Annotated in this window: 24 protein-coding genes and 1 pseudogene; 13 read left to right on the forward strand and 12 right to left on the reverse strand. The window is 48.4% G+C overall.

Annotation, left to right across the window (positions count from 1 at the left end; genetic code table 11):
- Nucleotides 1-51: 51 nt before the first annotated feature.
- Nucleotides 52-624 carry a zinc ribbon domain-containing protein gene (locus DSZ37_RS09810; RefSeq protein WP_109726730.1) on the reverse strand — a complete coding sequence of 191 codons (573 nt, stop codon included), beginning with the start codon at nucleotides 622-624 and terminating at the stop codon, nucleotides 52-54.
- Complete coding sequence (locus tag DSZ37_RS09815; RefSeq protein WP_109726731.1) at nucleotides 621-1,061, reverse strand: hypothetical protein; 441 nt, start codon at nucleotides 1,059-1,061, stop codon at nucleotides 621-623. The genes DSZ37_RS09810 and DSZ37_RS09815 overlap by 4 nt, the downstream gene beginning before the upstream one ends.
- A gap of 130 nt (nucleotides 1,062-1,191) precedes the next feature.
- Here DSZ37_RS09815 and DSZ37_RS09820 point away from each other — a divergent pair, with 130 nt between their 5' ends.
- Nucleotides 1,192-1,530: a helix-turn-helix domain-containing protein gene (locus DSZ37_RS09820; protein ID WP_109726732.1), complete on the forward strand. Its 339-nt coding sequence runs from the start codon at nucleotides 1,192-1,194 to the stop codon at nucleotides 1,528-1,530.
- Nucleotides 1,531-1,679: 149 nt separating this feature from the next.
- On the opposite strand, the gene DSZ37_RS17725 is transcribed toward DSZ37_RS09820, so the two are convergent.
- From DSZ37_RS17725 to DSZ37_RS09840, 5 genes are all read right to left on the reverse strand, one after another.
- Entirely contained in the window at nucleotides 1,680-1,847 is a 168-nt protein-coding gene (locus tag DSZ37_RS17725) for a hypothetical protein (protein ID WP_181380294.1), read from the reverse strand.
- A 27-nt stretch (nucleotides 1,848-1,874) separates the two neighbouring features.
- Complete coding sequence (locus DSZ37_RS09825; protein ID WP_109726733.1) at nucleotides 1,875-2,213, reverse strand: cupin domain-containing protein; 339 nt, start codon at nucleotides 2,211-2,213, stop codon at nucleotides 1,875-1,877.
- A 161-nt stretch (nucleotides 2,214-2,374) separates the two neighbouring features.
- Nucleotides 2,375-3,061 carry a dockerin type I repeat-containing protein gene (locus DSZ37_RS09830; RefSeq protein ID WP_109726734.1) on the reverse strand — a complete coding sequence of 229 codons (687 nt, stop codon included), beginning with the start codon at nucleotides 3,059-3,061 and terminating at the stop codon, nucleotides 2,375-2,377.
- A 369-nt stretch (nucleotides 3,062-3,430) separates the two neighbouring features.
- Nucleotides 3,431-4,717, reverse strand: coding sequence for a galactokinase (locus tag DSZ37_RS09835; protein ID WP_109726735.1), 1,287 nt, complete (start codon nucleotides 4,715-4,717; stop codon nucleotides 3,431-3,433).
- 22 nt (nucleotides 4,718-4,739) lie between these two features.
- Nucleotides 4,740-5,477, reverse strand: coding sequence for an MBL fold metallo-hydrolase (locus DSZ37_RS09840; RefSeq protein WP_109726736.1), 738 nt, complete (start codon nucleotides 5,475-5,477; stop codon nucleotides 4,740-4,742).
- A gap of 206 nt (nucleotides 5,478-5,683) precedes the next feature.
- Between DSZ37_RS09840 and DSZ37_RS09845 the strand changes: the two genes are divergently transcribed.
- Nucleotides 5,684-6,703, forward strand: a complete 1,020-nt coding sequence (locus DSZ37_RS09845) for a glycoside hydrolase family 130 protein (RefSeq protein WP_109726737.1) — start codon at nucleotides 5,684-5,686, stop codon at nucleotides 6,701-6,703.
- Nucleotides 6,704-6,781: 78 nt separating this feature from the next.
- Here DSZ37_RS09845 and DSZ37_RS09850 read toward each other — a convergent pair whose 3' ends face one another.
- Nucleotides 6,782-7,825: a hypothetical protein gene (locus tag DSZ37_RS09850; RefSeq protein WP_109726738.1), complete on the reverse strand. Its 1,044-nt coding sequence runs from the start codon at nucleotides 7,823-7,825 to the stop codon at nucleotides 6,782-6,784.
- Nucleotides 7,826-8,162: 337 nt separating this feature from the next.
- On the opposite strand from DSZ37_RS09850, the gene DSZ37_RS09855 reads away from it, so the two are divergent.
- The 11 genes and pseudogenes from DSZ37_RS09855 (at nucleotide 8,163) to DSZ37_RS09905 (ending at nucleotide 20,844) form a co-directional block, all read left to right on the forward strand.
- Nucleotides 8,163-9,236: a D-alanine--D-alanine ligase family protein gene (locus DSZ37_RS09855; RefSeq protein WP_109726739.1), complete on the forward strand. Its 1,074-nt coding sequence runs from the start codon at nucleotides 8,163-8,165 to the stop codon at nucleotides 9,234-9,236.
- Between the two features lie 28 nt (nucleotides 9,237-9,264).
- On the forward strand, nucleotides 9,265-9,687 hold the full coding sequence (locus DSZ37_RS09860) for a DUF1934 domain-containing protein (protein ID WP_109726740.1): 423 nt from the start codon (nucleotides 9,265-9,267) through the stop codon (nucleotides 9,685-9,687).
- A 23-nt stretch (nucleotides 9,688-9,710) separates the two neighbouring features.
- Nucleotides 9,711-11,480, forward strand: coding sequence for an arginine--tRNA ligase (argS, locus tag DSZ37_RS09865; RefSeq protein ID WP_109726741.1), 1,770 nt, complete (start codon nucleotides 9,711-9,713; stop codon nucleotides 11,478-11,480).
- A gap of 251 nt (nucleotides 11,481-11,731) precedes the next feature.
- Nucleotides 11,732-12,817: a helix-turn-helix domain-containing protein gene (locus tag DSZ37_RS09870; RefSeq protein WP_019680782.1), complete on the forward strand. Its 1,086-nt coding sequence runs from the start codon at nucleotides 11,732-11,734 to the stop codon at nucleotides 12,815-12,817.
- A gap of 80 nt (nucleotides 12,818-12,897) precedes the next feature.
- Nucleotides 12,898-13,578: pseudogene (gene ftsE / locus DSZ37_RS09875) on the forward strand (cell division ATP-binding protein FtsE); the annotation flags it as partial.
- A 335-nt stretch (nucleotides 13,579-13,913) separates the two neighbouring features.
- On the forward strand, nucleotides 13,914-14,825 hold the full coding sequence (gene ftsX / locus DSZ37_RS09880) for a permease-like cell division protein FtsX (protein WP_109726743.1): 912 nt from the start codon (nucleotides 13,914-13,916) through the stop codon (nucleotides 14,823-14,825).
- An 88-nt stretch (nucleotides 14,826-14,913) separates the two neighbouring features.
- Nucleotides 14,914-16,317 carry a murein hydrolase activator EnvC family protein gene (locus tag DSZ37_RS09885; protein ID WP_109726744.1) on the forward strand — a complete coding sequence of 468 codons (1,404 nt, stop codon included), beginning with the start codon at nucleotides 14,914-14,916 and terminating at the stop codon, nucleotides 16,315-16,317.
- Nucleotides 16,318-16,386: 69 nt separating this feature from the next.
- A complete protein-coding gene (locus tag DSZ37_RS09890; protein ID WP_109726745.1) occupies nucleotides 16,387-17,553 on the forward strand; it encodes a S41 family peptidase in 1,167 nt (388 codons plus the stop codon).
- Between the two features lie 210 nt (nucleotides 17,554-17,763).
- The gene (gene greA, locus DSZ37_RS09895) at nucleotides 17,764-18,234 is read left to right on the forward strand and encodes a transcription elongation factor GreA (protein ID WP_109726746.1); all 471 of its coding nucleotides are present in this window, start codon (nucleotides 17,764-17,766) and stop codon (nucleotides 18,232-18,234) included.
- A gap of 16 nt (nucleotides 18,235-18,250) precedes the next feature.
- The gene (lysS, locus tag DSZ37_RS09900; RefSeq protein WP_109726747.1) at nucleotides 18,251-19,873 is read left to right on the forward strand and encodes a lysine--tRNA ligase; all 1,623 of its coding nucleotides are present in this window, start codon (nucleotides 18,251-18,253) and stop codon (nucleotides 19,871-19,873) included.
- Nucleotides 19,874-19,920: 47 nt separating this feature from the next.
- On the forward strand, nucleotides 19,921-20,844 hold the full coding sequence (locus DSZ37_RS09905; protein WP_109726748.1) for a cell envelope integrity protein TolA: 924 nt from the start codon (nucleotides 19,921-19,923) through the stop codon (nucleotides 20,842-20,844).
- Between the two features lie 212 nt (nucleotides 20,845-21,056).
- Here the strand turns inward: DSZ37_RS09905 and DSZ37_RS09910 are convergent, their stop codons facing one another.
- The 4 genes from DSZ37_RS09910 to DSZ37_RS09925 form a co-directional block, all read right to left on the reverse strand.
- Complete coding sequence (locus DSZ37_RS09910) at nucleotides 21,057-21,629, reverse strand: hypothetical protein (protein ID WP_109726749.1); 573 nt, start codon at nucleotides 21,627-21,629, stop codon at nucleotides 21,057-21,059.
- 117 nt (nucleotides 21,630-21,746) lie between these two features.
- Nucleotides 21,747-22,373: a hypothetical protein gene (locus DSZ37_RS09915; RefSeq protein WP_109726750.1), complete on the reverse strand. Its 627-nt coding sequence runs from the start codon at nucleotides 22,371-22,373 to the stop codon at nucleotides 21,747-21,749.
- An 81-nt stretch (nucleotides 22,374-22,454) separates the two neighbouring features.
- Nucleotides 22,455-23,546: a radical SAM family heme chaperone HemW gene (gene hemW, locus DSZ37_RS09920; RefSeq protein ID WP_109726751.1), complete on the reverse strand. Its 1,092-nt coding sequence runs from the start codon at nucleotides 23,544-23,546 to the stop codon at nucleotides 22,455-22,457.
- On the reverse strand, nucleotides 23,543-23,893 hold the full coding sequence (locus DSZ37_RS09925) for a hypothetical protein (RefSeq protein WP_109726752.1): 351 nt from the start codon (nucleotides 23,891-23,893) through the stop codon (nucleotides 23,543-23,545). Before DSZ37_RS09925 ends, hemW begins: the two co-directional genes overlap by 4 nt.
- Nucleotides 23,894-23,895 lie beyond the last annotated feature (2 nt).

Raw genomic sequence — 23,895 nt, forward strand, 5'->3', positions numbered from 1 at the left:
AGTAAAAAGTCAACAAAAAAGCACTTCACATATCGTGAAGTGCTTTAAAATTTACTCTTCTTTTTGGGGTTGATTCCATTCCGTACTTTCTTTTAATTTTTTTATATATGATTCCTCTAAAAAATCAAATCCCTGTTCTGATGTTATCACTCCAGTTGCTGCATTATAAGTGAAGGAATCATCATTTGAATCATAGCCTGTAATCAAAACATAACAGTTACTTGTTACGTATCCTCCGAAAGAGTTTTGAGATTCAACTGTGAAAGTAACAATTTTACGACCATATTCATCTTCATCAGCTATTTTTTCATTGGAGAAAATAGCAGTTGATGGTGCCTTTAAATCCTTCTTTATAATATTTTCAGCAGCGATAATATATTCTTTTTCTGAAACCGTTTTGCTTTCACCTTCATCATCAGCAAATATCGCTATTACTATCACTGACAGTAATAATATCGCCGTTATATAGCAAAAGATCATCAAACCCTTATGCTTTTTCTTTGGTTTCTCGGCAACAGCTGCTGTACCCGAAGTATTAGGCACAGCTCCATTTATACCTATCCCGCAATAAGGGCACACATTTATACCGTCTTGTATCTCTTTTCCGCATTTTTTACAGATCATATATATACCTCCCCTTGATAGTCATATTTCATCATTTCATTGATTTTTGCAATAAACTTTTCATTTTTCTCAATATGAATGGTGTAAGTATAAGCACCTCCACGTTCATATTCACTCGCTGAAAGAGGTATCAGCTCATCAAAATACTTTATCCAAATAACCGAAAAGCCTTTTCTATCCTTGTATTTCTCAGGTATATCCATAGGCTTTTCCAAGCTTTTAACAATTCCTATTGCCCTGACGTAGTAATTTGACTGTGCAGTATTTCCATATGCTTTTGCAATAAAAATGTCGCCAACCCGAACCTTTTCAGCTTGTTGGTCAAGAACCGGCTTTTCATTCTCATGATAGCCCATGAACCAACAGTTTTTCTCAGAAAACAAATGCCACATATCATCTGTCCCGCCGAATTTCACTCCGACATTGAAATAATTCATTGTACATCCCCCCTGATTTTATTATATTCATTATAACATTTATAATGCTTATAGTCAATATTTAATGCTACAAATTAATTTATTCCGTTTTGTAAATAATGTATAATGAATAGTGTAAGGGAGTGAAGCTATGGAAAAAGAAATAGATTACGTCGCACTTGGAATGCGTATCCGCAAAGCCAGAAAAGATCATCATGTCACGCAGGAACACCTCGGAGAGATATGCGAGCTTTCTACTGCACATATAGGTCATATCGAAAGAGGCACCCGTATCCCATCACTTGATACGCTTTTCAGAATATCACAAGCCCTTGGCGTAAGTATAGATCACCTGATATTCGACTCCGTTGCTCCTGATGAAAATATGCTTATATCGATCAACTCCATACTTCAAAATAAAGATAAGCGCAAGGTAAAGACATTTTTGACCATAATCCGCGCCATAGCGGATAAGATCGACGAATTATAAAAAACGCCCTATGATAAAATTTCATCATAGGACGTTTTTTATTATGTAATATTTAAAGTTCAAGGGACATAAAAACATCCGCCCTTTCGTTGGAATTATATCGATCTATGGGCTTAAAGCCCATTTTCGTATAGAGCCGCATCGCTCTTTCATAGTCGGAAACTGTGTCCAGAACCATCTGTGAAAAGCCGCTGTTCCGTGCAAAGCTGACGGCTGTCTCTGCAAGAAAGATAATCCGCCTTGTCTCCCGAGAGGTATCTTTCGGCATCGCCGCGGCTTTCGTCCATCATATTATACAGTAATTCCTTGTAGTTCATTTAGCTGCTCCTTGGATATATGCTTTATTATTTTACTCTCTTTCCGCCGAAGGCATGGATAGTCCTTGTGCCTGCCCTGCAGCTTCCGCCCTGCACTGTACCCTTGGGGATAAAAAGTTCGTCCCCTGCATGGAGAACAGTTGCTTCGCCGTTTATGGTGACGGTATACTCACCCTCCACGCATATCATGTACTCGTCATAGTCGTGAACGTGCTCCTTTGACACTCTGTCGCAGGGATAGCTCCAGAAAGCCATCTGGCTGCCGTCGGGAGCGGTATAGTAATAGCCCTCGATATCGGGAGTATTCTGCTGCTCGGACGGTATCCTGTTGGCAGCTCGTTTCATAAATTCGGGAAAGTCTTTCATAGTATCCTCCATTGTTTTCAAACAGTCCGCAAACGTATAAATACATCATAGCATATTATTACAGATAAAGCAAACGGCGCAGCGCTGTCCACAACAAAAAAGGCAGACCCCGAATGGGGTCTGCACCGTATGAGCATATAGAATTATTGAAGTTTATCCGATCAAGCCTGAACGTCGCCGAAGCTGTTGATGAGACCGCTCTGGTATCTCTGGATGAGCAGAGCATCATAACTATTTACATAGCCGTTTCCGTCAATGTCAGCAGCCTTCTTGTCGATACCTGAGTACTTGATGGGGTTAGCAACATACTGAAGAATATAAACAGCATCGCTGAGCTCGATAGTGCCATTGCGGTTTGTATCACCAACGAGAACGATCTCCTCTGTTACCTTATCCTCGAAATCATCATAGTAATCAGTGTGACCTGCGTTCTTCCAGTCGTTGAATGCCCAGATCACCTTTGTGATGCTGTTCTTGAAACCATTGACACTAGCGTTTGCATATGTGCAGTCATAGGTCTCTGTTGCAACAGTGCCCTGGAAGCGGCGAAGTCCGTCTGACTCGATGAAGAGGCAGCTTCTGCCTGTCTGAGGTGTTGTGTGATCGATGTCTCCTGCTAAGAATACCTTGTATCCGCGGAAAGTTGTTGTGTTCTTGTAAGAACCGCCGAAGCGTCTGTCATACTCGAACTCGTGGAGGTCGTAATCAGTTGCATCGATGTCGATGTAAGTTCTGAAAGTCTTGACAGATGAAGTAGCAGCGCTTGAAGTGATAGCGTTTGCCATAGGAAGTGCACACATTACTGCTGCAGAGAGAGCTGCGGTGATTTTAGCGATTGTTTTTTTCATTGTTGGATAATTCCTTTCTGAATAAATTTTTTTGACGAGACTGACGTCTCCGCAGTAATTATACTGCTCATTTCGTGTTGCCGCTCATTTTGTTGCATTAGGTTAACATCAATTTGTGGTTACTGCTCATTTTCACCAACTTTTTTCGTGCATTATACATAACTTGTAGTTCATCCGGTTGGACTTTCAACGATTTCAAGCCGTTTTACAGAAAGTGTATCATGTTTCCAAGCAAATCCTTCTACAACCTGATCAGTAAAACAAATGGCTATTTTCCGATGCAGCTTCCTCCCATTTATTGCCCTGCACAATAACTCAAATAAAAAAATGCTGACCACTTTTTGCGGTCAGCACCCTATTTATAGCAATTTACAGCATCAGCTCACAGCCGCCGACAGGACGGACCGTCAGCACATAACAGCAGCCTGCTCCGAATATCCGCTCCATCTCCATAGCGTAATCCGCTGCAAGATAAGTCGGCACGAACGCCTGTATAGTACCTGCAAATCCTCCACCGTGGACCCTCACCGCGCCTGCTCCTTTAAGGAAGCGCTTGCTGAGCATTATGGCAAGGGGCACAGGCTGTACCTGCGGCTCGCCTGTGGAGTACAGATTTTGCAGCAGCTCCGCAGAGGAAGTCCCCGACTGCTCCACAAGCTCAAAGAACCGCTCTGTATCGCCGTCCGCGAGAGCTTCCGCCTCCTCGGCAGCACGGCTGTTCTCGGCAAAGAAGTGTGCAGCGCGGAGCAGCGCCCTGTCGGTACACTGCCTGCGAAGCTCGGGAAGCTCCGCATAAAAGCGCTCCTCGTCGCATTCGCGGAGATACTCACAGCCCATTGCACGGGCAACGCTCCTCATCTCCGCCGACACAGCGTCATACTCCTCCGAAAGGTCAGCGTGGCTGCCCCTCGTATCGGTTATGCAGACGGAATAGCCAGCCTTGTCAAAGTCAAATCCCAGCTTGGACATTTCGGGCGCTTCTGTATCGGCAAAGTCGATAAACACCGCACCGCCCTCGGCGCACACGGTCTGGTCCATGAGACCGCACGCCTTGCCGAAATAGGCGTTCTCGGCAAACCTGCCTATACGCGCCAGCTCCGCCGACGATGCCTTGCCCTCATTGTACCGCTCATTTATTATAGTTGCTGCAAGTATCTCAAAGGCTGCCGATGAAGAAAGTCCGCTTCCGCTGAGCACATCTGAGGTCATGTATGCGTCAAAGCCCTCCGTTTTAACGCCCATTTCCGCAAATCTCGCTGCAATGCCGCGGATAAGCGCCGTCGAGGTCCCCTTCTCCGCAGGATTGACCTCAAGGCTGCTCAGGTCTATCTCGTCAGCCATGTAGCCCTCTGAGCGCACACGGATAACTCCCTCATCGTGGAAGTTCACAATGGCTATCATATCAAGGCTCACCGCTGCCGCCAGAACGCAGCCGTGCTGGTGGTCTGTATGATTTCCGCCTATCTCCGTCCGTCCGGGCGCCGAATAAACGTGTATCTCCTCACACTCGGGACACATCACCGAGAACTTCTCCGCGGCGCTGAGATAACGGGCTCTCGCCTTTAGCACAGCTCTGTCCGAAGCACCGTAAAGCTTTCGGAACTGCTCGTCGAACCTGCCCTCGGATATACCGCTTATAAGGTCGTAAATATTCATATGTCCGCCTCCTTTTAAGCTATCATTTAAGTACCCGTTCTCCGCGCATAAGCAGATAGCGCCGTATGACAGGTCTTGCGTCCTGCATTTTCACGGGAAGCCCGTGACCCGTTGCCAGCCACTCGGGAGAGATCTCCAGTATCCTTCGCAGAGACTTTTCCATGGCAGCTATGGAAGTGGCGTGGGGCGTTATATCGGGCTTTCCCCACATTGCCGTGAAAGCGTCGCCGCAGTATAGCACTCCCTCCGAGAGCACTCCCATAGAGCCGAGGGTATGCCCGGGCAGAGGAACTGTTTCCGCATCAAAGCCCAGCTCCCCGAGGATATGCCTGTCACCGCTTCCCACAAGGATATCGGGAGCGTAAGGACGGGTGCTGAAAAGCTTCATCCTGCCGCAGATATTCTGCTGTATATTGCGGAGCCTGTAACGGCTCGAGGTAGCCCTGACGGGTTGTCTGCCGTAGTGCCCTATGAGCTCCCTGTCACGCTCGCCGAGAATGATCTCCGCACCTGTTTCGCGGCGAAGTCTCTCCGCGCTGCCGTCATGGTCAACATGAGCGTGAGTAAGGAAAATATATCGGATATCGAAGCCCGAGATGTACTCGGCAAGCCTTTTGTAAACAATGGGCATACCCGTATCTATGAGCATATCCCCGTCCCTGCCCCTGAGAACATAGCAGGACATGGGACTGTTTCCCACAGAGGCGCAGAAGAAGCGGATATTGCCGAATTGCATTGTACGATCAGTAATTATTTTCATGGTCAGCCTCCTTTTTATTTAATTATACACCCCGAAAGCCGCCTATTCTATAACATTATGTAAAATCATCATGTAGAAAAAACAGAGCTGAAATAGTGCATTTTCACGAAAATAACAGTTTTTCGATTTTTTACTTGACGGCGGCATAATTTTACTGTATAATTTAATTAACACATCACTATTAACTTTAATTTAAGGAGTTCCATATGGCGGATATCAAATTGATAGGCAGTGATCTGCCCACTATCCCTTGGCAGGAAAAGCCTGCGGACTGTACAGCTCCCGTGTGGAGATACAGCGAGAACCCCATTATCGGCAGAAATCCCCTGCCCGACGTAGCAAGGATATTCAACAGCGCAGTCATGCCCTATGAGGACGGCTTTATCGGAGTCTTCCGCGGCGAACAGCGCAACGGTATCCCCCACATCTACCTTGGCAGGAGCAAGGACGCTGTCCACTGGGAATTTGACCCTGAGAAAATACCGTTCACCGACAAAAACGGCGAGCCCTTCATGCCAATATATGCCTATGACCCCCGCCTTGTAAAGGTGGAGGACACATACTACATCATGTGGTGTCAGGACGCTTTCGGTCCCACCATAGGCATCGCAGAGACAAAGGATTTCAGGACATTTACCCGTCTGGAAAATCCCTATCTCCCCTACAACCGCAATGCAGTGCTATTCCCGAGAAAGATAAACGGCAACTTCGTTATGCTGTCCCGCCCCTGTGACAACGGACACACAGCATTCGGCGATATATTTATCTCCGAGAGCCCCGATATGGAGTTCTGGGGACGTCACCGCCATGTCATGGGACGCTCCGACAACTGGTGGGAGAACCTGAAAATAGGCGGAGGAGCCGCTCCTATCGAGACCGACAAGGGCTGGCTCATGTTCTATCACGGAGTAGTCAACACCTGCAACGGCTATGTTTACAGCATAGGCGCTGCCATACTGGATATAAACGAACCGTCAAAAGTTCTCCACCGCTGCGAGAACTACATCCTCACTCCCGAGGAGTGGTATGAGGAGCGCGGCTTCGTGCCAAACGTGTGTTTCCCCTGCGCCGCACTTACTGATGCAGCAACAGGCCGTATAGCCATTTATTACGGTTGCGCGGACAGCTATGTGGGAGTGGCATTCACCACTGTCCAAACAGTGTATGATTACATACTCGCACACGACAAGCTTCAGGAGGGAGACAACACCACAGGAACCAGATAACATCATTCCATCACTTATAACTAATATAGCAGAAGCCCCGAAACGCAATGTTTCGGGGCTTCTGCTTTGCACCGCACTTCAGCGGCGGTAATTGTTGTAATTATCGGGGAAGCCGTTCTGATAACCGCCGCCCTGACAGCCGTATCCTACACTCATCTTTTTCTTATCCTTATGGCGGCAGATGAGCACCATTATCAGTGTCATTATGGCGCCGAGAACAGCTGTATCAGCAAACACGCATCTCAGGAACCTGAAACGCAGTACCGTTACCATGGCTTTGCCGTCTTTGACCTCCACCATCTTTGAGTTCACAACGCCGTTACCGTAGCTCTTTTCGTAGTCGTTCTGGTCACCGTTGGCAAAAACCACCTTATCCGCAAGCCGTTTTGCGATCCTGTCGGACCTGCGCTCGCCTCTCTTAGCATCTTTAATCTTTAGATAAAAGCTGTAACCCGAATGAGTCTTGTCCTTATTGTCATGATCAATATAGGTATTATCGCTGTTTATGACCTCTCCGCTTGCAGGAAAGTCAAAGGACTCGATCTCCGCGCCGCCCTCGTGAAGCACCGTAATCTTCACAGGTGAAACAACATAACTCGCACTCACAGTATAAGAGTCAAGCCTTAACAGTATATCGTCGCTTTTCTCCATTATGCTGTATATCTTTCCGGCGGCACTCGTCTTTATAAACTCGTTGACATCGATAACTCCAACAGCGCTCTTGAACTTATCCGCTCCAAGACCATTATCCTCATAGGCAACGGCAAAAATGCCGTCAGAAAGCCTGCTCATGCCATTTTCATCGAACATTATCACAGACTGGTCCATCTGAACATTGGTAAAAATAAAAGTGCTCAGGAAGTTCTCTTTGCAGTCAAGGCAGGAATTGTCGAGCAGACTTCGCATATTAAGTCCCAGCAGTCCGTTGCTCTTGCCCTCCGCCTCAGGCTCCTTGTACTCAGGATGTATCATCATATCTATTTTTGCAGAGTAGCCTTTCATCGAGTCGGTCATACGTCCAACAAGAAGCTTATCCACAAATAGCGAGCCGACAGCATTGACAATCAGGAATATCGCTGTCAGAAGCACAAACCAGATGATCGTTCGTTTTAGCATTTTCATAGTTGATTACCCCCTTCGATCTGTTCCCGATATCATAAATCAAATTATAGAACATTTACGCTCAAAAGTCAATATCGTACCATTCGCCTAATTTTTCTTCGTCATTTTTACTAAGGGGTATTCCGTCAAATTGATGAAAACGGGATTATTTCATTGTAATTGTGCACAAATAATCGCGTTGAAAATTGTCCGCTATGTGCTATCCTTGCGAATTTCACTGTGCTATTCTGCATTTTCGCAAAAAATACTTGCAGTTTTTTGTGAATTGTGATAAAATAGAGTGATACTGGAAAATGACAATAGATTTTTCAGGGATACTATTTAAAAGGAGAAACATATGGCAAAGATAAAAGCCGCTGTTATTTTCGGCGGCACAGCAAGAGAGCATGACCTTTCACTGGCATCTGCCGCTGAGGTCATAAGCAGTATCCCGAGAGATAAATATGAGGTGATCTGCATCGGCATCACCCGTAAGGGACGCTGGCTCTATTTCCCCGGCGACGCCGAGAGCATCGCTGACGGAACATGGGATCAGGACCCCGACTGCACTTCCGCATTCATCTCTCCCGACCCGCTCCACAGGGGCATCATCACCATCGAGAACGGTGAGACCTCGCTGAAAAAGATAGACGTGGTATTTCCCATACTCATGGGAAAAAGATGCGGCGACGGAACTATACAGGGTCTGCTGGACCTTTCGGGCATCCCCTATGTAGGAAGCGGAGTTCTGGCTTCGGCTTCATGTACGGACAAGTCCCACACCCACATGGTCATGGACGACTACGATATAAAGACCGCTCAGTGGAGACTCATCACTCAGCGTGAGATAAACTACCTCGACAAGAAGTGCGCAGAGATATCTTCCGAGCTGGGATTCCCCCTTGTGGTAAAGCCTGCAAACAGCGGCAGCAACGCAGGAGTGAGCTTCGCTCATAACAGCGAGGAGCTCCTCGCCGCAGTCAAGCTGGCATTCTCCAGCGACAACAAGGTGGTAATAGAGAAATACATCAGCGGACGCAAGCTGGAAGCAGCTGTATACGGCTATGATTCGCCGATTTGCTCGGCTATCGGCGAGATAAACGATCCCGATATCCCCTACGACCCCAACAACTTCAATGTAAGCACAGGCGACGACCTGACCATCCCTGCCGATCTCCCCAAGGACATCGAGGAAAAGGTACGCGAGACAGCTGTTACAGCTTTCAAGGCTCTGGGATGCAAGGGAATGGCAAGAGCAGATATGTTCCTCACGGACAGCGGAGAGCTCCTGCTCAACAAGATAGGCACTATGCCCGGACTCAGAAAGAACAGCGTGTTCCCGAGACTTATGGAGGAGCTTGGCTACTCACACGATGAGCTCATCGACGGGCTTATGGAACAGGCTATGGACAACGCCGACAGAACTTACTGAGCCGATAAAATATATTAAGGAGACTGCTTTGAAAAATAACGTTTTGATCTCACTGACGAGTATCCAGTGGCAGGAAGACGAAAAGAACGAAACAGAGCTGCTCACCAAAGCCAAAATGACCCATGAGAACGGCTGGGATATCATCTCCTACGAGGATACCTCCGCTACGGGCTTCGATGGCTCGGTGACCACCATCAAGGTGGACGACAGCAGGAACGTCTCCATCACCCGCGAGGGAACGGCAAATTCCGTGCTCTCTCTGGAAATAGGACGCAAACACTTCTGCCAGTACGGAACTCCCTACGGCAACCTTCAGATCGGCGTATACACCCACGCTATCGAAAACACCTTAGCCGAAAACGGAAGGCTCTACCTTAAATATACTCTCGATCTCAATTCCTCGTATCTATCTGATAACGAGATTATAATGACAGTACAGGCTCAGAACTGAGCCAAAAAGAAAGGATAGATCAAATGTCAGACCTTATCAATTCCGCTTCGCTCCGCCTCCGTGAAGTCATCATGGAAGCTCTCGGAGCACTTGTGGCTGAGGAGAAGATCCCCGCAGAGCCACTCCCCCCATTCAATATCGAGATCCCTGCGGACAAGTCCCACGGCGATTTCGCCGCAAACACCGCTATGGTATGCGCAAAGACACTCAGGATGCCTCCCAGAAAGATAGCCGAGCTCATCTGTGAAAAGCTCAGCCTTGAGGGAACTATCTTCGAGAGAGCCGAGGTGGCAGGTCCCGGATTTCTCAACTTCTTCCTCAGCAGGAAATGGTTCTCGGACGTTGTGAGAAACGTTCTTGACGAGGGAGAAAACTACGGAAAGACCGACCTCGGCAAGGGCAAGAGAGTCCTTGTGGAGTTCGTTTCCGCAAACCCCACAGGTCCCATGCACATCGGCAACGCAAGAGGCGGCGCTATCGGAGACTGTCTCGCCAGCGTGCTCCAGTGGGCAGGCTATCATGCCGAGCGCGAGTTCTACGTCAATGACGCAGGAAATCAGATCGAGAAGTTCGGCAAGTCTCTCTCCCTCCGCTATATGCAGCTCTGCTCCGAAAAGGGTCAGCAGCTCATCTATGAGTACAGGGACGACACCGAGAAGCTCTGCTCAGAGATATACGCAAAGAGCGGTGAGGGTGAGGACTTCGAGATGCCCGAGGACGTTTACCTCGGCACCGACATCATCGAGCACGCTGCAAACTACTATCACGATCATATCTTCGAGCTTCAGGAGCTCAGCGAGGAGGAGCGCAGAAAGGCTCTGGTAGATTATGCGCTTCCTATTAATATAGCCGGTCTCGAGCGCGACCTTAAAAAGTACCGCATCGTTTACGACAACTGGTTCCGCGAGAGCACAGTTCACGAAAAGAACGAGACAAAGAAGGTCGTTGACAAGCTCATGGAGGCAGGCAAGGCTTACGAGCAGGACGGTGCGATCTGGTTCAGGGCTACGGAATACGGTCTTGACAAGGACTTCGTTCTCAGGAGAAGCAACGGTCTCTATACTTATATAGTACCCGATATCGCCTACCACTATGACAAGCTGGTGACCCGTAACTTCGACAAGGCGATAAACGTACTGGGCGCCGACCACCACGGCTACGTTCCAAGACTGAAGGCTGCTCTGACAGCTCTCGGCGTTGACGCCAACAAGCTGGATGTAGTGCTCATGCAGATGGTAATGCTGGTCCGCAACGGCGAGGTGGTAAAGCTCTCAAAGAGAAGCGGCAAAGCTATCACCCTTGTAACTCTCCTCGACGAGATACCGATAGATGCAGCACGTTTCTTCTTCAATCTCCGTGAGGCAAACTCCCAGTTTGAGTTCGACCTTGATCTGGCTATCGAAAAGTCCTCACAGAACCCCGTTTACTACGTTCAGTACGCCCACGCAAGAATTTGCAGCCTGCTGAGAAACCTCAGTGAGGAGGGCGTTGCGATACCCGAGACTGCCGATCTTGATCTCCTTGACAATCCCCGCGAGATCGAGCTCATCCGCCATCTTGCTTCTCTCCCGAGAGAGATCGACATGGCTGCAAAGAGCTATGATCCCTCGAAGATCACCAAGTACTCCATTGATCTGGCAACTCTATTCCACCGCTTCTATGACGCCTGCAGCGTAAAGAACGCGGAAAATGAGCAGCTCAGGGACGCTCGTATCCTCCTCTGTGTGGCAGTCCGCCAGACACTCAGGAATGCTCTGGAGATACTCAATATCGACAGACCTGAGAAGATGTAAGAAATTACATTTTTTCACCGTAAAAATTACGGTTTGGTTACAAAAAAATCGCCAACTTTGGCAATTATAAACAAAATTCAACATATATGTAAGTCATGTTTGTGAGCCTTCGGACGAAAGTTAACACTTTGTTAACAAATTACAGGCAAAAATGTGTTACAATTTGTAATATGTTGAGGAGCAATATGCTCCCCGACTCTCTCTGAAGGTCCGCTCAAAATAAGATCTTATTAAGAGAAAGGATGTTAATCATGTCCAACAGATTATTTCAGGGTTTAGTTCATCAGATGCGCGACTCTATCGACGCTACCATCGGTGTAGTGGATGAGACCGCAACTATCATCGCCTGCAGCGACCTTACCCGCGTGGGTACCACTAATGAATTCGTTTCACTGGACCTCAGCGATTCCCACGATATCTTTATCCGTGACGGCTTCACCTACAAGCCCTTCGGCTCAAGAGTAAAGCCCGATTACGCAGTTTTCGTGGAGGGCGTTGACGACGCTGCTGCAAAGTATGCAAGCATTCTCGCTATTGCGCTTTCAAATATCAAGCAGTACTACGATGAGAAGTACGACAGAAACAACTTCATAAAGAATGTCATCCTCGATAACGTTCTCCCCGGAGATATCGTTATCAAGGCAAGAGAGCTCCACTTCAACGCTGAGATCAGCCGCGCTGTATTCCTTATCAGGATCATCTCCGCTAACGACATCTCGGCTTATGATGTTATCCAGAACCTCTTCCCTGACAAGAACAAGGACTTCGTCTTCAATATCACCGAGACTGATATCGTTCTCGTCAAGGAGCTCAAGAGCGCTGTTGACTCAAAGGATCTGGAGAAGCTGGCTCGTTCCATCGCTGACACTCTCAGCAGTGAGTTCTATACAAGAGTTAACGTTGGTATCGGTACAGCCGTTGTCGGCGTAAAGGATCTGGCCCGTTCCTTCAAGGAAGCTCAGATGGCTCTTGAGGTCGGCAAGGTATTCGATACAGACAAGGTCATCGTAAGCTACGACAACCTCGGTATCGCCCGTCTTATCTACCACCTCCCCACAACTCTCTGCGAGACATTCCTCCACGAGGTATTCAAGGTGGGCAGCATCGAGTCACTGGATCACGAGACTCTCTTTACTATCCAGAAGTTCTTTGAAAACAACCTGAACGTATCCGAGACTTCAAGAAAGCTCTTCGTTCACAGAAATACACTCGTTTACAGACTGGAAAAAATCAAGAAGCTTACAGGTCTTGATCTCCGTGAGTTCGATCACGCTATCATCTTCAAGATCGCCCTCATGGTAAAGAAGTACCTGTCTGCTAATCCTGTCAAGTTCTGATAAAGCCTCTTTCACAGGCATTATATCGAACTTTGGGCGGATCATTTCCGCCCTTTACAGATTAAGGTAGGTGTGACCCATTGGTAGAACTTAAAAACGTATCCGTGACCTACTCAAGCGGTGTTGACGCCCTCAATAACGTCAGCCTCAAGATAAACGACGGCGATTTCGCCTTCGTGGTAGGTTCATCAGGTGCGGGAAAAAGTACTATGATCAAGCTTCTACTGAAGGAAATAGACGCAACAAGCGGTGTTGTCACCGTAAACGGCTATAACCTCAACAAGCTTAAAAGAAGAAAGATCCCCGAATTCCGCCGTACTCTCGGCTTCGTATTCCAGGATTTCAGACTTATCCCGTCGATGACGGTATATGAGAACATCGCTTTCGTTCTCAGAGTTATCGACGCCCCCATCAAATACATACGCAAGAGAGTTCCCTACGTTATAAGTCTGGTAGGACTCCACGCAAAGACAAACTCTTACCCCGATGAGCTTTCGGGCGGTGAAAAGCAGCGTGTTGCCATTGCAAGAGCACTGGTAAACGACCCCCAGCTCATCATCGCAGACGAGCCTACGGGTAATATCGACCCCGAGCTCTCCTACGAGATCGTAGAGCTCCTCAAGGGCATCAACGATCAGGGTACTACTATACTCATGGTTACCCATGAGCACGATTTGGTCCGTCACTTCGGCGGACGTATCATCAATATCACCGAGGGCGAGATCGTCTTCGATGAGGTCATTACAGGTACGGGAGACGAGCTCCTTGCCGATATTGATACAGAGGTGCCCACAGAGGCAATGGCTGCTGCTATAAGCGATGCAGAGCGGGTAAACGAGCCTGCCGCCGAGGAGGAGCCTCAGCTCACAAACACTGAGGAGGCTATCGACCTCCCCATCGAGAATATGACCGCTGATGATATCATCTCCGCTATCGGAGGCATCCCCGACGGCAGCTCAGCGGATGAGCCCCAGCTCATGCAGAAGCTAGCCGATAACATAGACGTGGATATCGACGATACCCATAACGTCAGAAAAGCGGAAACTCCCGAGGAGCTTCTCGCCGCACTTACAGAAAAGACTGAAGGAGGTGCGGAATGAAGCTAAGCGGTATCAAATACCTCGCCGATCAGGGCGTGGAAAACATATGGAAAAATAAAATGATGGCGTTCGCAACATTCTGCGTTCTGCTCATATCCCTTCTACTCGTGGGAATCGCAGGTCTGTTCTATATCAACCTCAATTCCATGATAAAGGGTCTGGGCAGCCAGAACGAGGTAGTTGTCATTATGAACGTGGGCACTACCGAGGAACAGAATTCCGCTGCGGAAGCCGCTATAAAGGAACTCCCCAATATTGATAAGGTAACTTTCATATCCAAGGAGGACGCTCTCTCAAGACAGAAGGCTAACCTTCCCAATGCCGAGAAGATATTCGACGAATACATCGGCACTGACGCAAGCTTTATGCCCGACGGATTCAGCGTCACCGTAAAGGATACCGATCTCATTACCGAGACTACCGACAAGATCAGCGCTATCGCCAATATCCAGAGCGCTTCCGCTTCTCCTCAGGTAGCTGAGTTCCTCAGAGAGCTCCGTAAGGTCGTATCTCTCATCGCAGGTGCTATCATCATCGCACTTGCTGTCGTATCTATGATCATTATCTCCAATACCACAAAGGCAAGCGTTTTTGCCCGCCGTGAGGAGATCCAGATAATGAAGTATGTCGGCGCTACAAACGCATTCATCCGTATGCCCTTCTTCGTTGAGGGTATGGTAACGGGTCTGTTCGCAGGCGCAGGCGCATACTTTATAACATGGGCTGTATACCGTGCGGTATACAACATGATAACCGAACAGGGCATGCTCATGAACACCTTCGGTGTAAAGAGCCTTATCCCGTTCTCAGACATCCGCCTTCCCCTTGCACTTGCATATCTCGTGTTCGGCGCTCTTATCGGCGCATTGGGAAGCGTGGTAAGCACAAGAAAGCATATCGATGTATGATGTGCGCCAAAAACCGAAGATGTGAATTTTTTTATGAAAGGAGTGTGCATTCGGACAGCATTATCCCCGTCCGATACGCAGCTTAGTTATGGAAAAGCTAAACATATTCAAAAAGGTAATTTCATTCGTCACCTGCTCTGCCCTCTCAATCGCAGCTGTAGCAGCTTATCCTGCCATCAAAGGCAGCAGGAACAACGCTTCGGCTAAGACTATTGCCGAGATACAGGAAGAAAGAAAAGCCAACACAGCAAAGATCGAAGAATTACAGTCACAGATCAATTCACTTGAGGGCGATAAGGAAAACGAACAGGCTTATCAGTCAACTCTCTATGAGCAGATAGGCTATATCCAGGACAATATCGACCTCCTCAACAAGGAGCTCGAAAGCATCAATTCAGATATCGAGACCGCTCAGGACAATATCGCTGACCTCGATCAGGCTATCGTAGACCAGCAGGAGGAGATCGACGAGAACGTTGAGCTGTTCAAGAAGCGTCTCTGCGCTATGTATGTTACAGGAAATGATAACCTCGCTACCGTAATGGTAGGTACATCCAGCTTCTATGATATGCTCTCAAGAGTTGAGATGGTAAACCGTATCGCTTCCTACGATGAGGAGCTCATCACAGATATCCTCACAGAGATCGACAGCATGGAGCAGTCCAAAAAGGACCTTGAGTCGGAAAAGCTCACTCTCGAAATGAGACTTGAGGATCAGAAAAAGCGTAAGGAAGAAAAGGACGCCGAAATGGCAAGCCTTAATGATAAGATGAGCCAGACTCAGGACGAGATCAACCGTATCGCTATGGAACAGCAGACCCTTGAGCTGGATAAGGCTGAGCTTCAGGACTACATCGATCAGCTGGACGCCGAGGAAGCTGAGATCCAGGCTGAGATCGCCCGTCAGGCTGCGGCTGCACAGGCTGCATATGAGGCTGAACAGGCAAGACTTGCTCAGGAGAGAGCTGCCGCAGAAGCTGCTGCCGCTCAGCAGGCTGCACAGCAGGGCGATACATCATACACTCCCGTTGTAACAAGCGAACCCGCTTATGTCCCCGCTCCTTCCGCATCGGGCTTCTCATGGCCCGCACCCGGATTCTGCTATATCTCCAGCGGCTACGGCTACAGATGGGGCACCACCCACAGAGGTATCGACGTGGGCGATGCAGGTATCATGGGCGGACGTTGCTGTGCTGCAAAGGCAGGTACAGTTATTGCCGTTAACAACTCATGCTCACACAATTATGCCAAGAACTCCAGCTGCGGCTGCGGCGGAGGATATGGAAACTACGTTATAATCTCCCACGACGGTACATACTCGACACTCTACGGTCATCTGTCATCGGCAGCTGTTTCCGTTGGTCAGTATGTAGAGCAGGGACAGGTCATCGGCTACATCGGCTCAACAGGCTGGTCTACCGGCGCTCACCTCCACTTTGAGGTCCGCGTGAACGGTGTCGCAAATGACCCGCTGGGCTACGTTAGTCCGTAAAAATGCAACAATCAGATTCAGGGCAGTTCTTTGCAACTGCCCGAATTTTTGTCAGAAAGCGATGATAATATGAATAAGAAAATCAGCCTTGGCCTTGCGCTGAGCCTTATCGCTATCGCTTCTGCGGTCACCTTTATACTCACATCATTCTTCTCACTGCAGAGCTTCAACAAAAAGGTGGTAGACGTCAACGAAAAGGGTAAGAAGTACAACTCGCTCCAGACCCTTGACTCCTACGTCCGTGAACACTACCTCGGCGATATCAATGAGGGCGACCTCAGCGACGGTATTCTGAAAGGCTATATCTCGGGACTCGACGACCAGTACTCCAAGTATCTGACAGAGGAGGAATATCTGGAGGAACAGAGCGAGGACGAGGGTCAGCTGGTGGGACTTGGTCTCACTCTCGATGAGGACGAAAGCGGCTATATCCGCATCGCCGATATCATGGACGACTCTCCCGTTGAGGAGGCAGGTCTCCGCAAAGGCGATATAATCACCCTTATCGACGGCGTTGACGTTCTTTCGGCAGGCTTTGATGAGTCTATCGAGGCTATGCGCGGTACTGAGGGCTCAGAGATAAACATAACCGTCCGCAGAGGCGGTATCGATAAGGACTATACTTTCACACGCCGCTCTATCGAGGTGATCACCGTAAGCGGCGAGATGGTCAACGAGTACGTTGGCTGTATCACCATAACAGGCTTCAAGAAAAATACTCCCCAGCAGTTCGTGGAGACTCTTGAGAGACTTACCTCCAACGGTGCAAAGGCTCTTATATTCGACGTCCGAGACAACGGCGGCGGAATAGTGGAATCACTGTCAGAATGCCTTGACCCGCTGCTTCCCGAGGGCGTTATCGCCACTGCGGAATATAAGGACGGTCACAGCGAGACTCTGGTCTACTCAGACGAGGCTGCACTTGACCTGCCAATGGTGGTGCTGGTAAACGGCAGGACTGCCAGCGCTGCGGAGCTCTTTGCAGCTTCTCTCCGCGATTTCGGCGGTGCTCAGCTTGTGGGCGAAAAGACCTTCGGCAAGGGCGTTATGCAGCAGACCACCGAGTTCGACAACAAGGGCGCGGTAGTTCTTACCGTTGCAAAGTACAAGACAGAGCGCTCGGAGTGCTATGACGGCGTGGGACTTACTCCCGATATCTCCGTTGAGAACACCGACGAGGCTTACGACGATCAGTACGCAGCAGCTGTTGACGCTGCTATGGCGGCTATACAGTAAAATTCAGGGAGACAGCAAATGCTGTCTCCTTTCTTGTTCCCGTGGCGCACAGTGTGTGCCACTGCATTTTACCGCGGACAACCTATTTCTCAGCTTTCAGGGTTGACTTTTTCCGCATGATATAGTATAATAATATGTAATGCTATTTAAGCTTCGGGGAACTCTGTGTTGATTCTCTCCCGAAATAAATCATATAAGGAGTGCATTGATATGGCTACAAAGAAGATGTCCAGAGAAAGCTACGACAAGCTCGTCGCTGAACTCGATGACCTTAAGATCAATAAACGTAAGGAAGTTGCCGAAAGACTGAAAGTTGCCCGTTCTTACGGAGACCTCTCCGAGAACGCTGAGTACGATGAGGCAAAAAATGAACAGGCTATCCTCGAAGCTCACATACAGGAGCTCCAGTATACCATCGACAACGCTGAGATCGTTGACGACGATAGCATCTCTGTTGACGAGATCGGTATGAGCTCAAAGATCACTATCAAGCGCCTCGATACAGGCAAGATCGAAACATTCACCATCGTTGGTACCAACCACGCAAACGTAAGAGAGGGTCTCATTTCGGACGAGTCTCCTATCGGCAAGGCTGCCATGAAGAAGAGAGTCGGCGATATCTTCATCGTTGAAGCTCCCGCAGGCGAGCTGAAGTTCGAGGTCGTTGAGATCTCCAAGTAATCGAAAGGATATAAATATGAGCGAAAATCAGGTCAATTCACCTGTTCAGGCTGATGAGGAGCCTGCTCAGGATATAAATATACTCAAGAAGGACAGACTCGACAAGCTGGCTGATCTCCGCGAGCTGGGTCACGACCCCTTCACTATCACCAAGTTCGACGTTACAGGTCACGCTGCTCAGTACAAGGCTGAGTACGAGGCAAAGGAAGCCGAGATACTCGCTGCTGTGGGCGACGACGAGGAGAAGAAGGCTGCCGAGCTTGAAAAGCTTAACGAGAATATCGTCCGTATCGCAGGCCGTATCATGAGCTGGAGAGATATGGGCAAGGCCAACTTCATCGACGTCCGCGACAAGTCCGACCGTATACAGGTATATGTTCGTTCCAACGATATCGGCGCAGACCTTTTCAAGGAGTTCAAGAAGAAGTGGGATATCGGCGATATCATCGGCGTTGAGGGATATGTTTTCAGAACACGCAAGGGCGAGATATCTGTCCACGCAAAGAGCATCACCCTCCTCACAAAGTCCCTCCTGCCCCTCCCCGAGAAGTGGCACGGACTCAAGGACACTGATACAAGATACCGTCAGCGCTACCTCGACCTCATTATCAATCCCGAGGTAAAGGACACATTCATCAAGCGCTCAATGATAATCTCATCCATCAGACGCTACCTCGATGCACAGGGCTTCATGGAAGTTGAGACTCCCATGCTGGTATCCAACGCAGGCGGCGCTGCTGCAAGGCCCTTCGAGACTCACTATAATGCTCTCGACGAGGACGTTAAGCTCCGAATCAGTCTGGAGCTCTACCTCAAGAGACTCATCGTAGGCGGACTTGAAAGAGTTTACGAGATCGGCAGAGTTTTCCGAAACGAGGGCGTTGACACCCGTCATAACCCCGAGTTCACACTCATGGAGCTGTATCAGGCTTACACCGATTACTACGGCATGATGGACCTCACAGAGAATATGTTCCGCCACGTTGCTCAGGAAGTATGCGGTACTACCTGCGTTCCCTACGGCGAGTACATGATCGACCTTGGCAAGCCCTTTGAGAGACTTACCATGATCGACGCTGTAAAGAAGTATTCGGGCGTTGACTTCAGCGAGATAAAGACCCTCGAGGAAGCACGCAGGATAGCTGATGAAAAGGGCGTAGAATACGAAGCTCGCCACAAGCGCGGCGATATCCTCAACCTCTTCTTCGAGGCATTCGTTGAGGAGCACCTTATCCAGCCTACATTCATCATGGATCACCCCATCGAGATATCTCCCCTTACCAAGAAGAAGCCCGACGCTCCCGACTATGTTGAGCGTTTCGAGCTGTTCATCACAGGCCGTGAGATGTGCAACGCTTACTCAGAGCTCAACGATCCTATTGACCAGCGTGAGCGCTTCAAGGCTCAGGAAGAAGCTCTCAGTCAGGGTGACGAGGAAGCTAACCGCACAGATGAGGACTTCCTCAATGCACTGGAGATCGGTATGCCTCCTACGGGCGGTATCGGCTACGGTATCGACCGTCTGGTAATGCTGCTGACAAACAGCGCTTCTATCAGAGACGTGCTTCTCTTCCCCACACTCAAGTCCCTCCCTACAAACGGCGGACGTCAGGAAAAGGAAGACAAGACAGAGGAATAATAACAGTACGGGCGGCTTATGCCGCCCGTTATCGTAAGGAATAAAGTATGAAAGAAAAAGAAAAAAACACACCCAAGGCAGCTCCTGAAAATGATGAAAAGCTTGAGATAAACAAGAGCCTTTTTCAGGTGAACAAGGACCTCAGAAAGCAGCGCGAGGCAGAGCTTGAGGCTCAGCAGCGCGAGGCTGAACGCCGCTATGCCGAAAAGGAAAAGCAGAAGCGCGAGGCTTACGAAAAGCAGCTTCAGGACGAAAAGATCGAGCTCATGCGTCTGAAGCAGGGCATCGTGGAGGAAAGCGAGTCCACCATCCACGAGGAAAAGGAAGAGGAAGTAAAGCTGTCATTCTGGAAAAAGATAGGCAACTTCTTCTACCACAACAAGTGGTGGCTGGGTCTGGGAGTGTTCTTCGTGGCGCTGGGCGGCTATCTTGCCTACGACCTGCTGACGAAGCCAAATCCCGACATGGTCATACTCATGCTCTGCGACAACGACGCCGTCGGCAACTCAGCCTATCTGGAGGAGTACTTCACCGAGTTCGGCGAGGACTCCAACGGCAACGGCAAGGTCTTAGTCTCGGTGTACTACATTCCCTACAGCGATGACGACTACCAGAACTACATCAAGGGCGTCACCAACAAGCTGACCAACTTCCTCGGCAATGAGGAGTCCGTAGTCATCATCGGCAACAAAAAGACCTCGGACGAGCTTCTTGAACCCGAGGAGTCTTTTGTGGACCTTTCGGAGCTCTACCCCGATGATACCCACATCAGCGGAAAGTACTTCTACTATCTGAAAGATACCGACTTTGCGGACAAGATAGGCGTAAGCAAGGCGGATATCCCCGATGATATGTACCTTGCACTGCGCAGACCGAGAGGTCTTATCAATGCAAGTCAGGAGGATATGCAGGAGACCTACGACAAGGACTTCCCTACATTCGACAGAGTTATACACGACCTTTCAAAGTAAAAAAGCGGAGCTTTATGGGAGCTACTCTTAGCGGAATAATTGACAAACCAAATCGAATAGTAATAAAGCCGATACATTACGTATCGGCTTTAATTATCATGTTACTTTTTAAAATTGAAGATTAATCCTAATTGTATTCTCTTACGCCCCTATTAAATTCTTCATGAGATAATAGTGGACGAATACAAAATATTATAATGCTATATGTAAGCTCAATTATCAATTGTTATTATTTTTTCAATGTAGTCACTATTCTCGTTCGTTTTGTATTTCATATTAAGTAATTTGGTTTCCGAATTATAAATTATTATAAGGCTATCAGGTTTCGAAAGTGAATATCCTGAATCAATTTGATAAATTGTATCTGGAATTTTTTTGTATATGTAATCGTTAATTTTAATACATAAACAACCTCGATTCTCCATCATTGCATTATATTCATAAACAAATAAAGAATCTCCATCCGCTAGTCCATCTACACTTATTTTATAATATTTCTCATTATTGATTAATTGTTTTCTGATTTCAAAGAGTGTAAAAGAAAACAGTAGAGAGATAAATAATATACCTATTATAAAAAAACACATCAAAAATTTATTGTTTGAACTCATTTTTTTTATTATGCTCAGTATAATTAGAAATGCAATGGAGAAAAGAATACCGCAAATCGGATATGCTAAATAAATTCCTTTAACAATATATGCCTTTTCCAAGAAAAATAATAATATTAAACTAACAATATTTAGTAATAATGCTGCAATAATAATCTTTTTAATTATATTCATCAAAACCTCCTAATACTGTTATTCATAGTATGTTTTTTACATTATACCAATTTAGTGCGTTATGATATGAATTTTTTAATTTATCATAATCATTTATTCCTTCAAAAGATGTTGTGCTTAATTCGGATTGATTAACACTATTTGGATATCTTGCTCTACGTCGGAGATATTGAAAAAGCCGTCACCGTTGGCGTCACCTGCTATACCTCTGTCAGAATCGAGCCGGTATGCTGTCAGTTCACCGCTTTCATCAATGAACCATATCTTCGGTTCCTCAATATACATCAGCAGCATACTGCTGTCGTCCTCACCGAGCCAGTACTCCGCACGGGTAATGCCGCTTCCGCCTAAAAAATCGGGATATCCGTGTATGCTGTTAAAGCGTTCCATTATCTCGTAAACAGTACCGCCGCCGCTGATTATATCTTCCGCCTCATCAAGTGTGATACGTGGCGCATCGGGAGCAAGTTCACCGAGAAGTATCTTCTCCTGACGGATGTACTCACCTGCTGCTCTCTGACCTTTGCTCCTCAGTTCCTCAAGCTCGCTGTTCTCATCTGAAGCTGTGACCGTAGTTACGACAGACTCGGATGCAACGGGCAGTGTTCCCGTGTATTCCTCGATTGCTTCGGGAATATCCGCGGTCTCATTCTCTGCTGCCCTTGCACTGAATGTCATGGCACCTAAGCCAGCAAGAAGTCCCGTACAAACAGCCGCTGCAATAAAACCATTCATCTTTTTCATAGTAACACTCCTTTCGTATATATCGGAAACGTTTCCCTTTCACTATAACATACGGAAAGTTTCAGCGGAGTGTTGCATTTCTCAGAAAATAAGATATTCTATCACCGAATTTGACATGAGAAAGCCCTTTGCCGTCAGCCATACCCTCTCGCCGTCGGTCTGTGCATAGCCCTCCTTCACAAGGGGCGGCAGCTTCTTCATTATCTCTGCCCTGTGCTCCCCGACATCGCAAAGGGAAAGCCCCTCCCTCAGTCTCAGCCGCAGCATGGCGAACTCCTCAAAGCCGCAGGGAGCTTCATCGGTAACAGTCACCTGCTGGAACGGAGCAGCTATAAAGCCGTCAATATCACGCTCTACGGCAAAGCGCTTCCCCTTATAGCAGGAGTGGGCGGCAGGACCTATGCCGAGGTAGTCCATACACTTCCAGTAGCGGCAGTTGTGACGGCTCTCAAAGCCCTTCTTGGCGAAGTTGGATACCTCATACTGTGCAAAGCCCCTCTCCTCCAGAAGTCTTACCATTTCGAGGTACAGCTCCGCAGCAGTCTCCTCATCGGGGAGACGTCCCCTTATCTCCTCGCAGTCAAAGGGCGTCCCCTCCTCGGTCTTGAGGATATAGGCTGAGATATGCTGCACGGGAAGCGTGGTCATGCGCTCGATGGAATAGCGCAGGCTCTCCGCGGTCTGGTCGGGCAGGGCTATCATCAGGTCGCAGGAGATATTCCCGAAGCCTGCGGCGGCTGCGTCCAGCACAGCCTGCTCCGCTCTTTCGGCAGTATGGACTCTCCCCAGCACACGGAGCTCCTCGTCTCTCATGGACTGGACTCCCACAGACAGCCTGTTCACGCCGATACTGCGGAGCTCCGACAGCTTCTGCGGCGTAAGAGTGCAGGGATTTGCCTCAATAGTTATTTCGGCAGCCCCGTCAAGTGCGAAGCTGCCGTTTATTTCCTTTATTATGCTTTGAAGCTGAGCCGATGTCAGCAGAGAGGGAGTTCCTCCCCCGAAATAGACCGTATCCACGGTCTGAGCCTTGTCGCTGTAATGGCGGATATTTCTCAGCACCGCCTCTGTGTAGTCCTCTGCCCTCTGCCTTGTCCATCCCACTGAGTAAAAATCACAATAGGCGCACTTCTTTCCGCAGAAGGGCACATGGATATAAAGTCCCAGCGTCATTTCTCTTTATCGTAGGCGTCAATGCGGACGGTCTCCATCATCTTGAAGAAGAAGCCGTTGACTATCCTCGGCACGATGAGCATATTCAGTATCAGTCCCAGTACGATAGGCACCTCGTGGGTGTACCACCATTCACTGTCCTGTCCGTGGATAAAGACGATGACGATGCAGATAAAGGATATGGTGAAGTACAGTGCCGCGAAAGCAGTTGCGCCCTTTCCGTTGACGCAGCGCTTGCCGCACTTCGTGCATTTCTTTCCCTTTGACTTCATCGTCCCTGCCATTGCCTTGCTAAGCGGATTGAAGGTCTTTTCACCGCAGCAGGGGCACTTGTATATACTGCTCATAT

The organism is Ruminococcus flavefaciens, from assembly GCF_900116855.1.
GTDB classification, from domain to species: Bacteria; Bacillota; Clostridia; order Oscillospirales; family Ruminococcaceae; genus Ruminococcus; species Ruminococcus flavefaciens_R.

Bases quoted from the DNA above. Each gene is read 5' to 3' on its own strand.
- DSZ37_RS09815 (WP_109726731.1), bottom strand. From the start codon at position 1,061: ATGAATTATTTCAATGTCGGAGTGAAATTCGGCGGGACAGATGATATG.
- DSZ37_RS09870 (WP_019680782.1), top strand. From the start codon at position 11,732: ATGTCCAACAGATTATTTCAGGGTTTAGTTCATCAGATGCGCGACTCT.
- DSZ37_RS09810 (WP_109726730.1), bottom strand. From the start codon at position 624: ATGATCTGTAAAAAATGCGGAAAAGAGATACAAGACGGTATAAATGTG.
- lysS (WP_109726747.1), top strand. From the start codon at position 18,251: ATGAGCGAAAATCAGGTCAATTCACCTGTTCAGGCTGATGAGGAGCCT.
- DSZ37_RS09840 (WP_109726736.1), bottom strand. From the start codon at position 5,477: ATGAAAATAATTACTGATCGTACAATGCAATTCGGCAATATCCGCTTC.
- DSZ37_RS09915 (WP_109726750.1), bottom strand. From the start codon at position 22,373: ATGAAAAAGATGAATGGTTTTATTGCAGCGGCTGTTTGTACGGGACTT.
- DSZ37_RS09855 (WP_109726739.1), top strand. From the start codon at position 8,163: ATGGCAAAGATAAAAGCCGCTGTTATTTTCGGCGGCACAGCAAGAGAG.
- DSZ37_RS09820 (WP_109726732.1), top strand. From the start codon at position 1,192: ATGGAAAAAGAAATAGATTACGTCGCACTTGGAATGCGTATCCGCAAA.
- DSZ37_RS09825 (WP_109726733.1), bottom strand. From the start codon at position 2,213: ATGAAAGACTTTCCCGAATTTATGAAACGAGCTGCCAACAGGATACCG.
- greA (WP_109726746.1), top strand. From the start codon at position 17,764: ATGGCTACAAAGAAGATGTCCAGAGAAAGCTACGACAAGCTCGTCGCT.
- DSZ37_RS09830 (WP_109726734.1), bottom strand. From the start codon at position 3,061: ATGAAAAAAACAATCGCTAAAATCACCGCAGCTCTCTCTGCAGCAGTA.
- ftsX (WP_109726743.1), top strand. From the start codon at position 13,914: ATGAAGCTAAGCGGTATCAAATACCTCGCCGATCAGGGCGTGGAAAAC.
- DSZ37_RS09890 (WP_109726745.1), top strand. From the start codon at position 16,387: ATGAATAAGAAAATCAGCCTTGGCCTTGCGCTGAGCCTTATCGCTATC.
- DSZ37_RS09905 (WP_109726748.1), top strand. From the start codon at position 19,921: ATGAAAGAAAAAGAAAAAAACACACCCAAGGCAGCTCCTGAAAATGAT.
- DSZ37_RS09850 (WP_109726738.1), bottom strand. From the start codon at position 7,825: ATGAAAATGCTAAAACGAACGATCATCTGGTTTGTGCTTCTGACAGCG.
- DSZ37_RS09845 (WP_109726737.1), top strand. From the start codon at position 5,684: ATGGCGGATATCAAATTGATAGGCAGTGATCTGCCCACTATCCCTTGG.
- hemW (WP_109726751.1), bottom strand. From the start codon at position 23,546: ATGACGCTGGGACTTTATATCCATGTGCCCTTCTGCGGAAAGAAGTGC.
- argS (WP_109726741.1), top strand. From the start codon at position 9,711: ATGTCAGACCTTATCAATTCCGCTTCGCTCCGCCTCCGTGAAGTCATC.
- DSZ37_RS09835 (WP_109726735.1), bottom strand. From the start codon at position 4,717: ATGAATATTTACGACCTTATAAGCGGTATATCCGAGGGCAGGTTCGAC.
- DSZ37_RS17725 (WP_181380294.1), bottom strand. From the start codon at position 1,847: ATGAACTACAAGGAATTACTGTATAATATGATGGACGAAAGCCGCGGC.
- DSZ37_RS09925 (WP_109726752.1), bottom strand. From the start codon at position 23,893: ATGAGCAGTATATACAAGTGCCCCTGCTGCGGTGAAAAGACCTTCAAT.
- DSZ37_RS09885 (WP_109726744.1), top strand. From the start codon at position 14,914: ATGGAAAAGCTAAACATATTCAAAAAGGTAATTTCATTCGTCACCTGC.
- DSZ37_RS09910 (WP_109726749.1), bottom strand. From the start codon at position 21,629: ATGAATATAATTAAAAAGATTATTATTGCAGCATTATTACTAAATATT.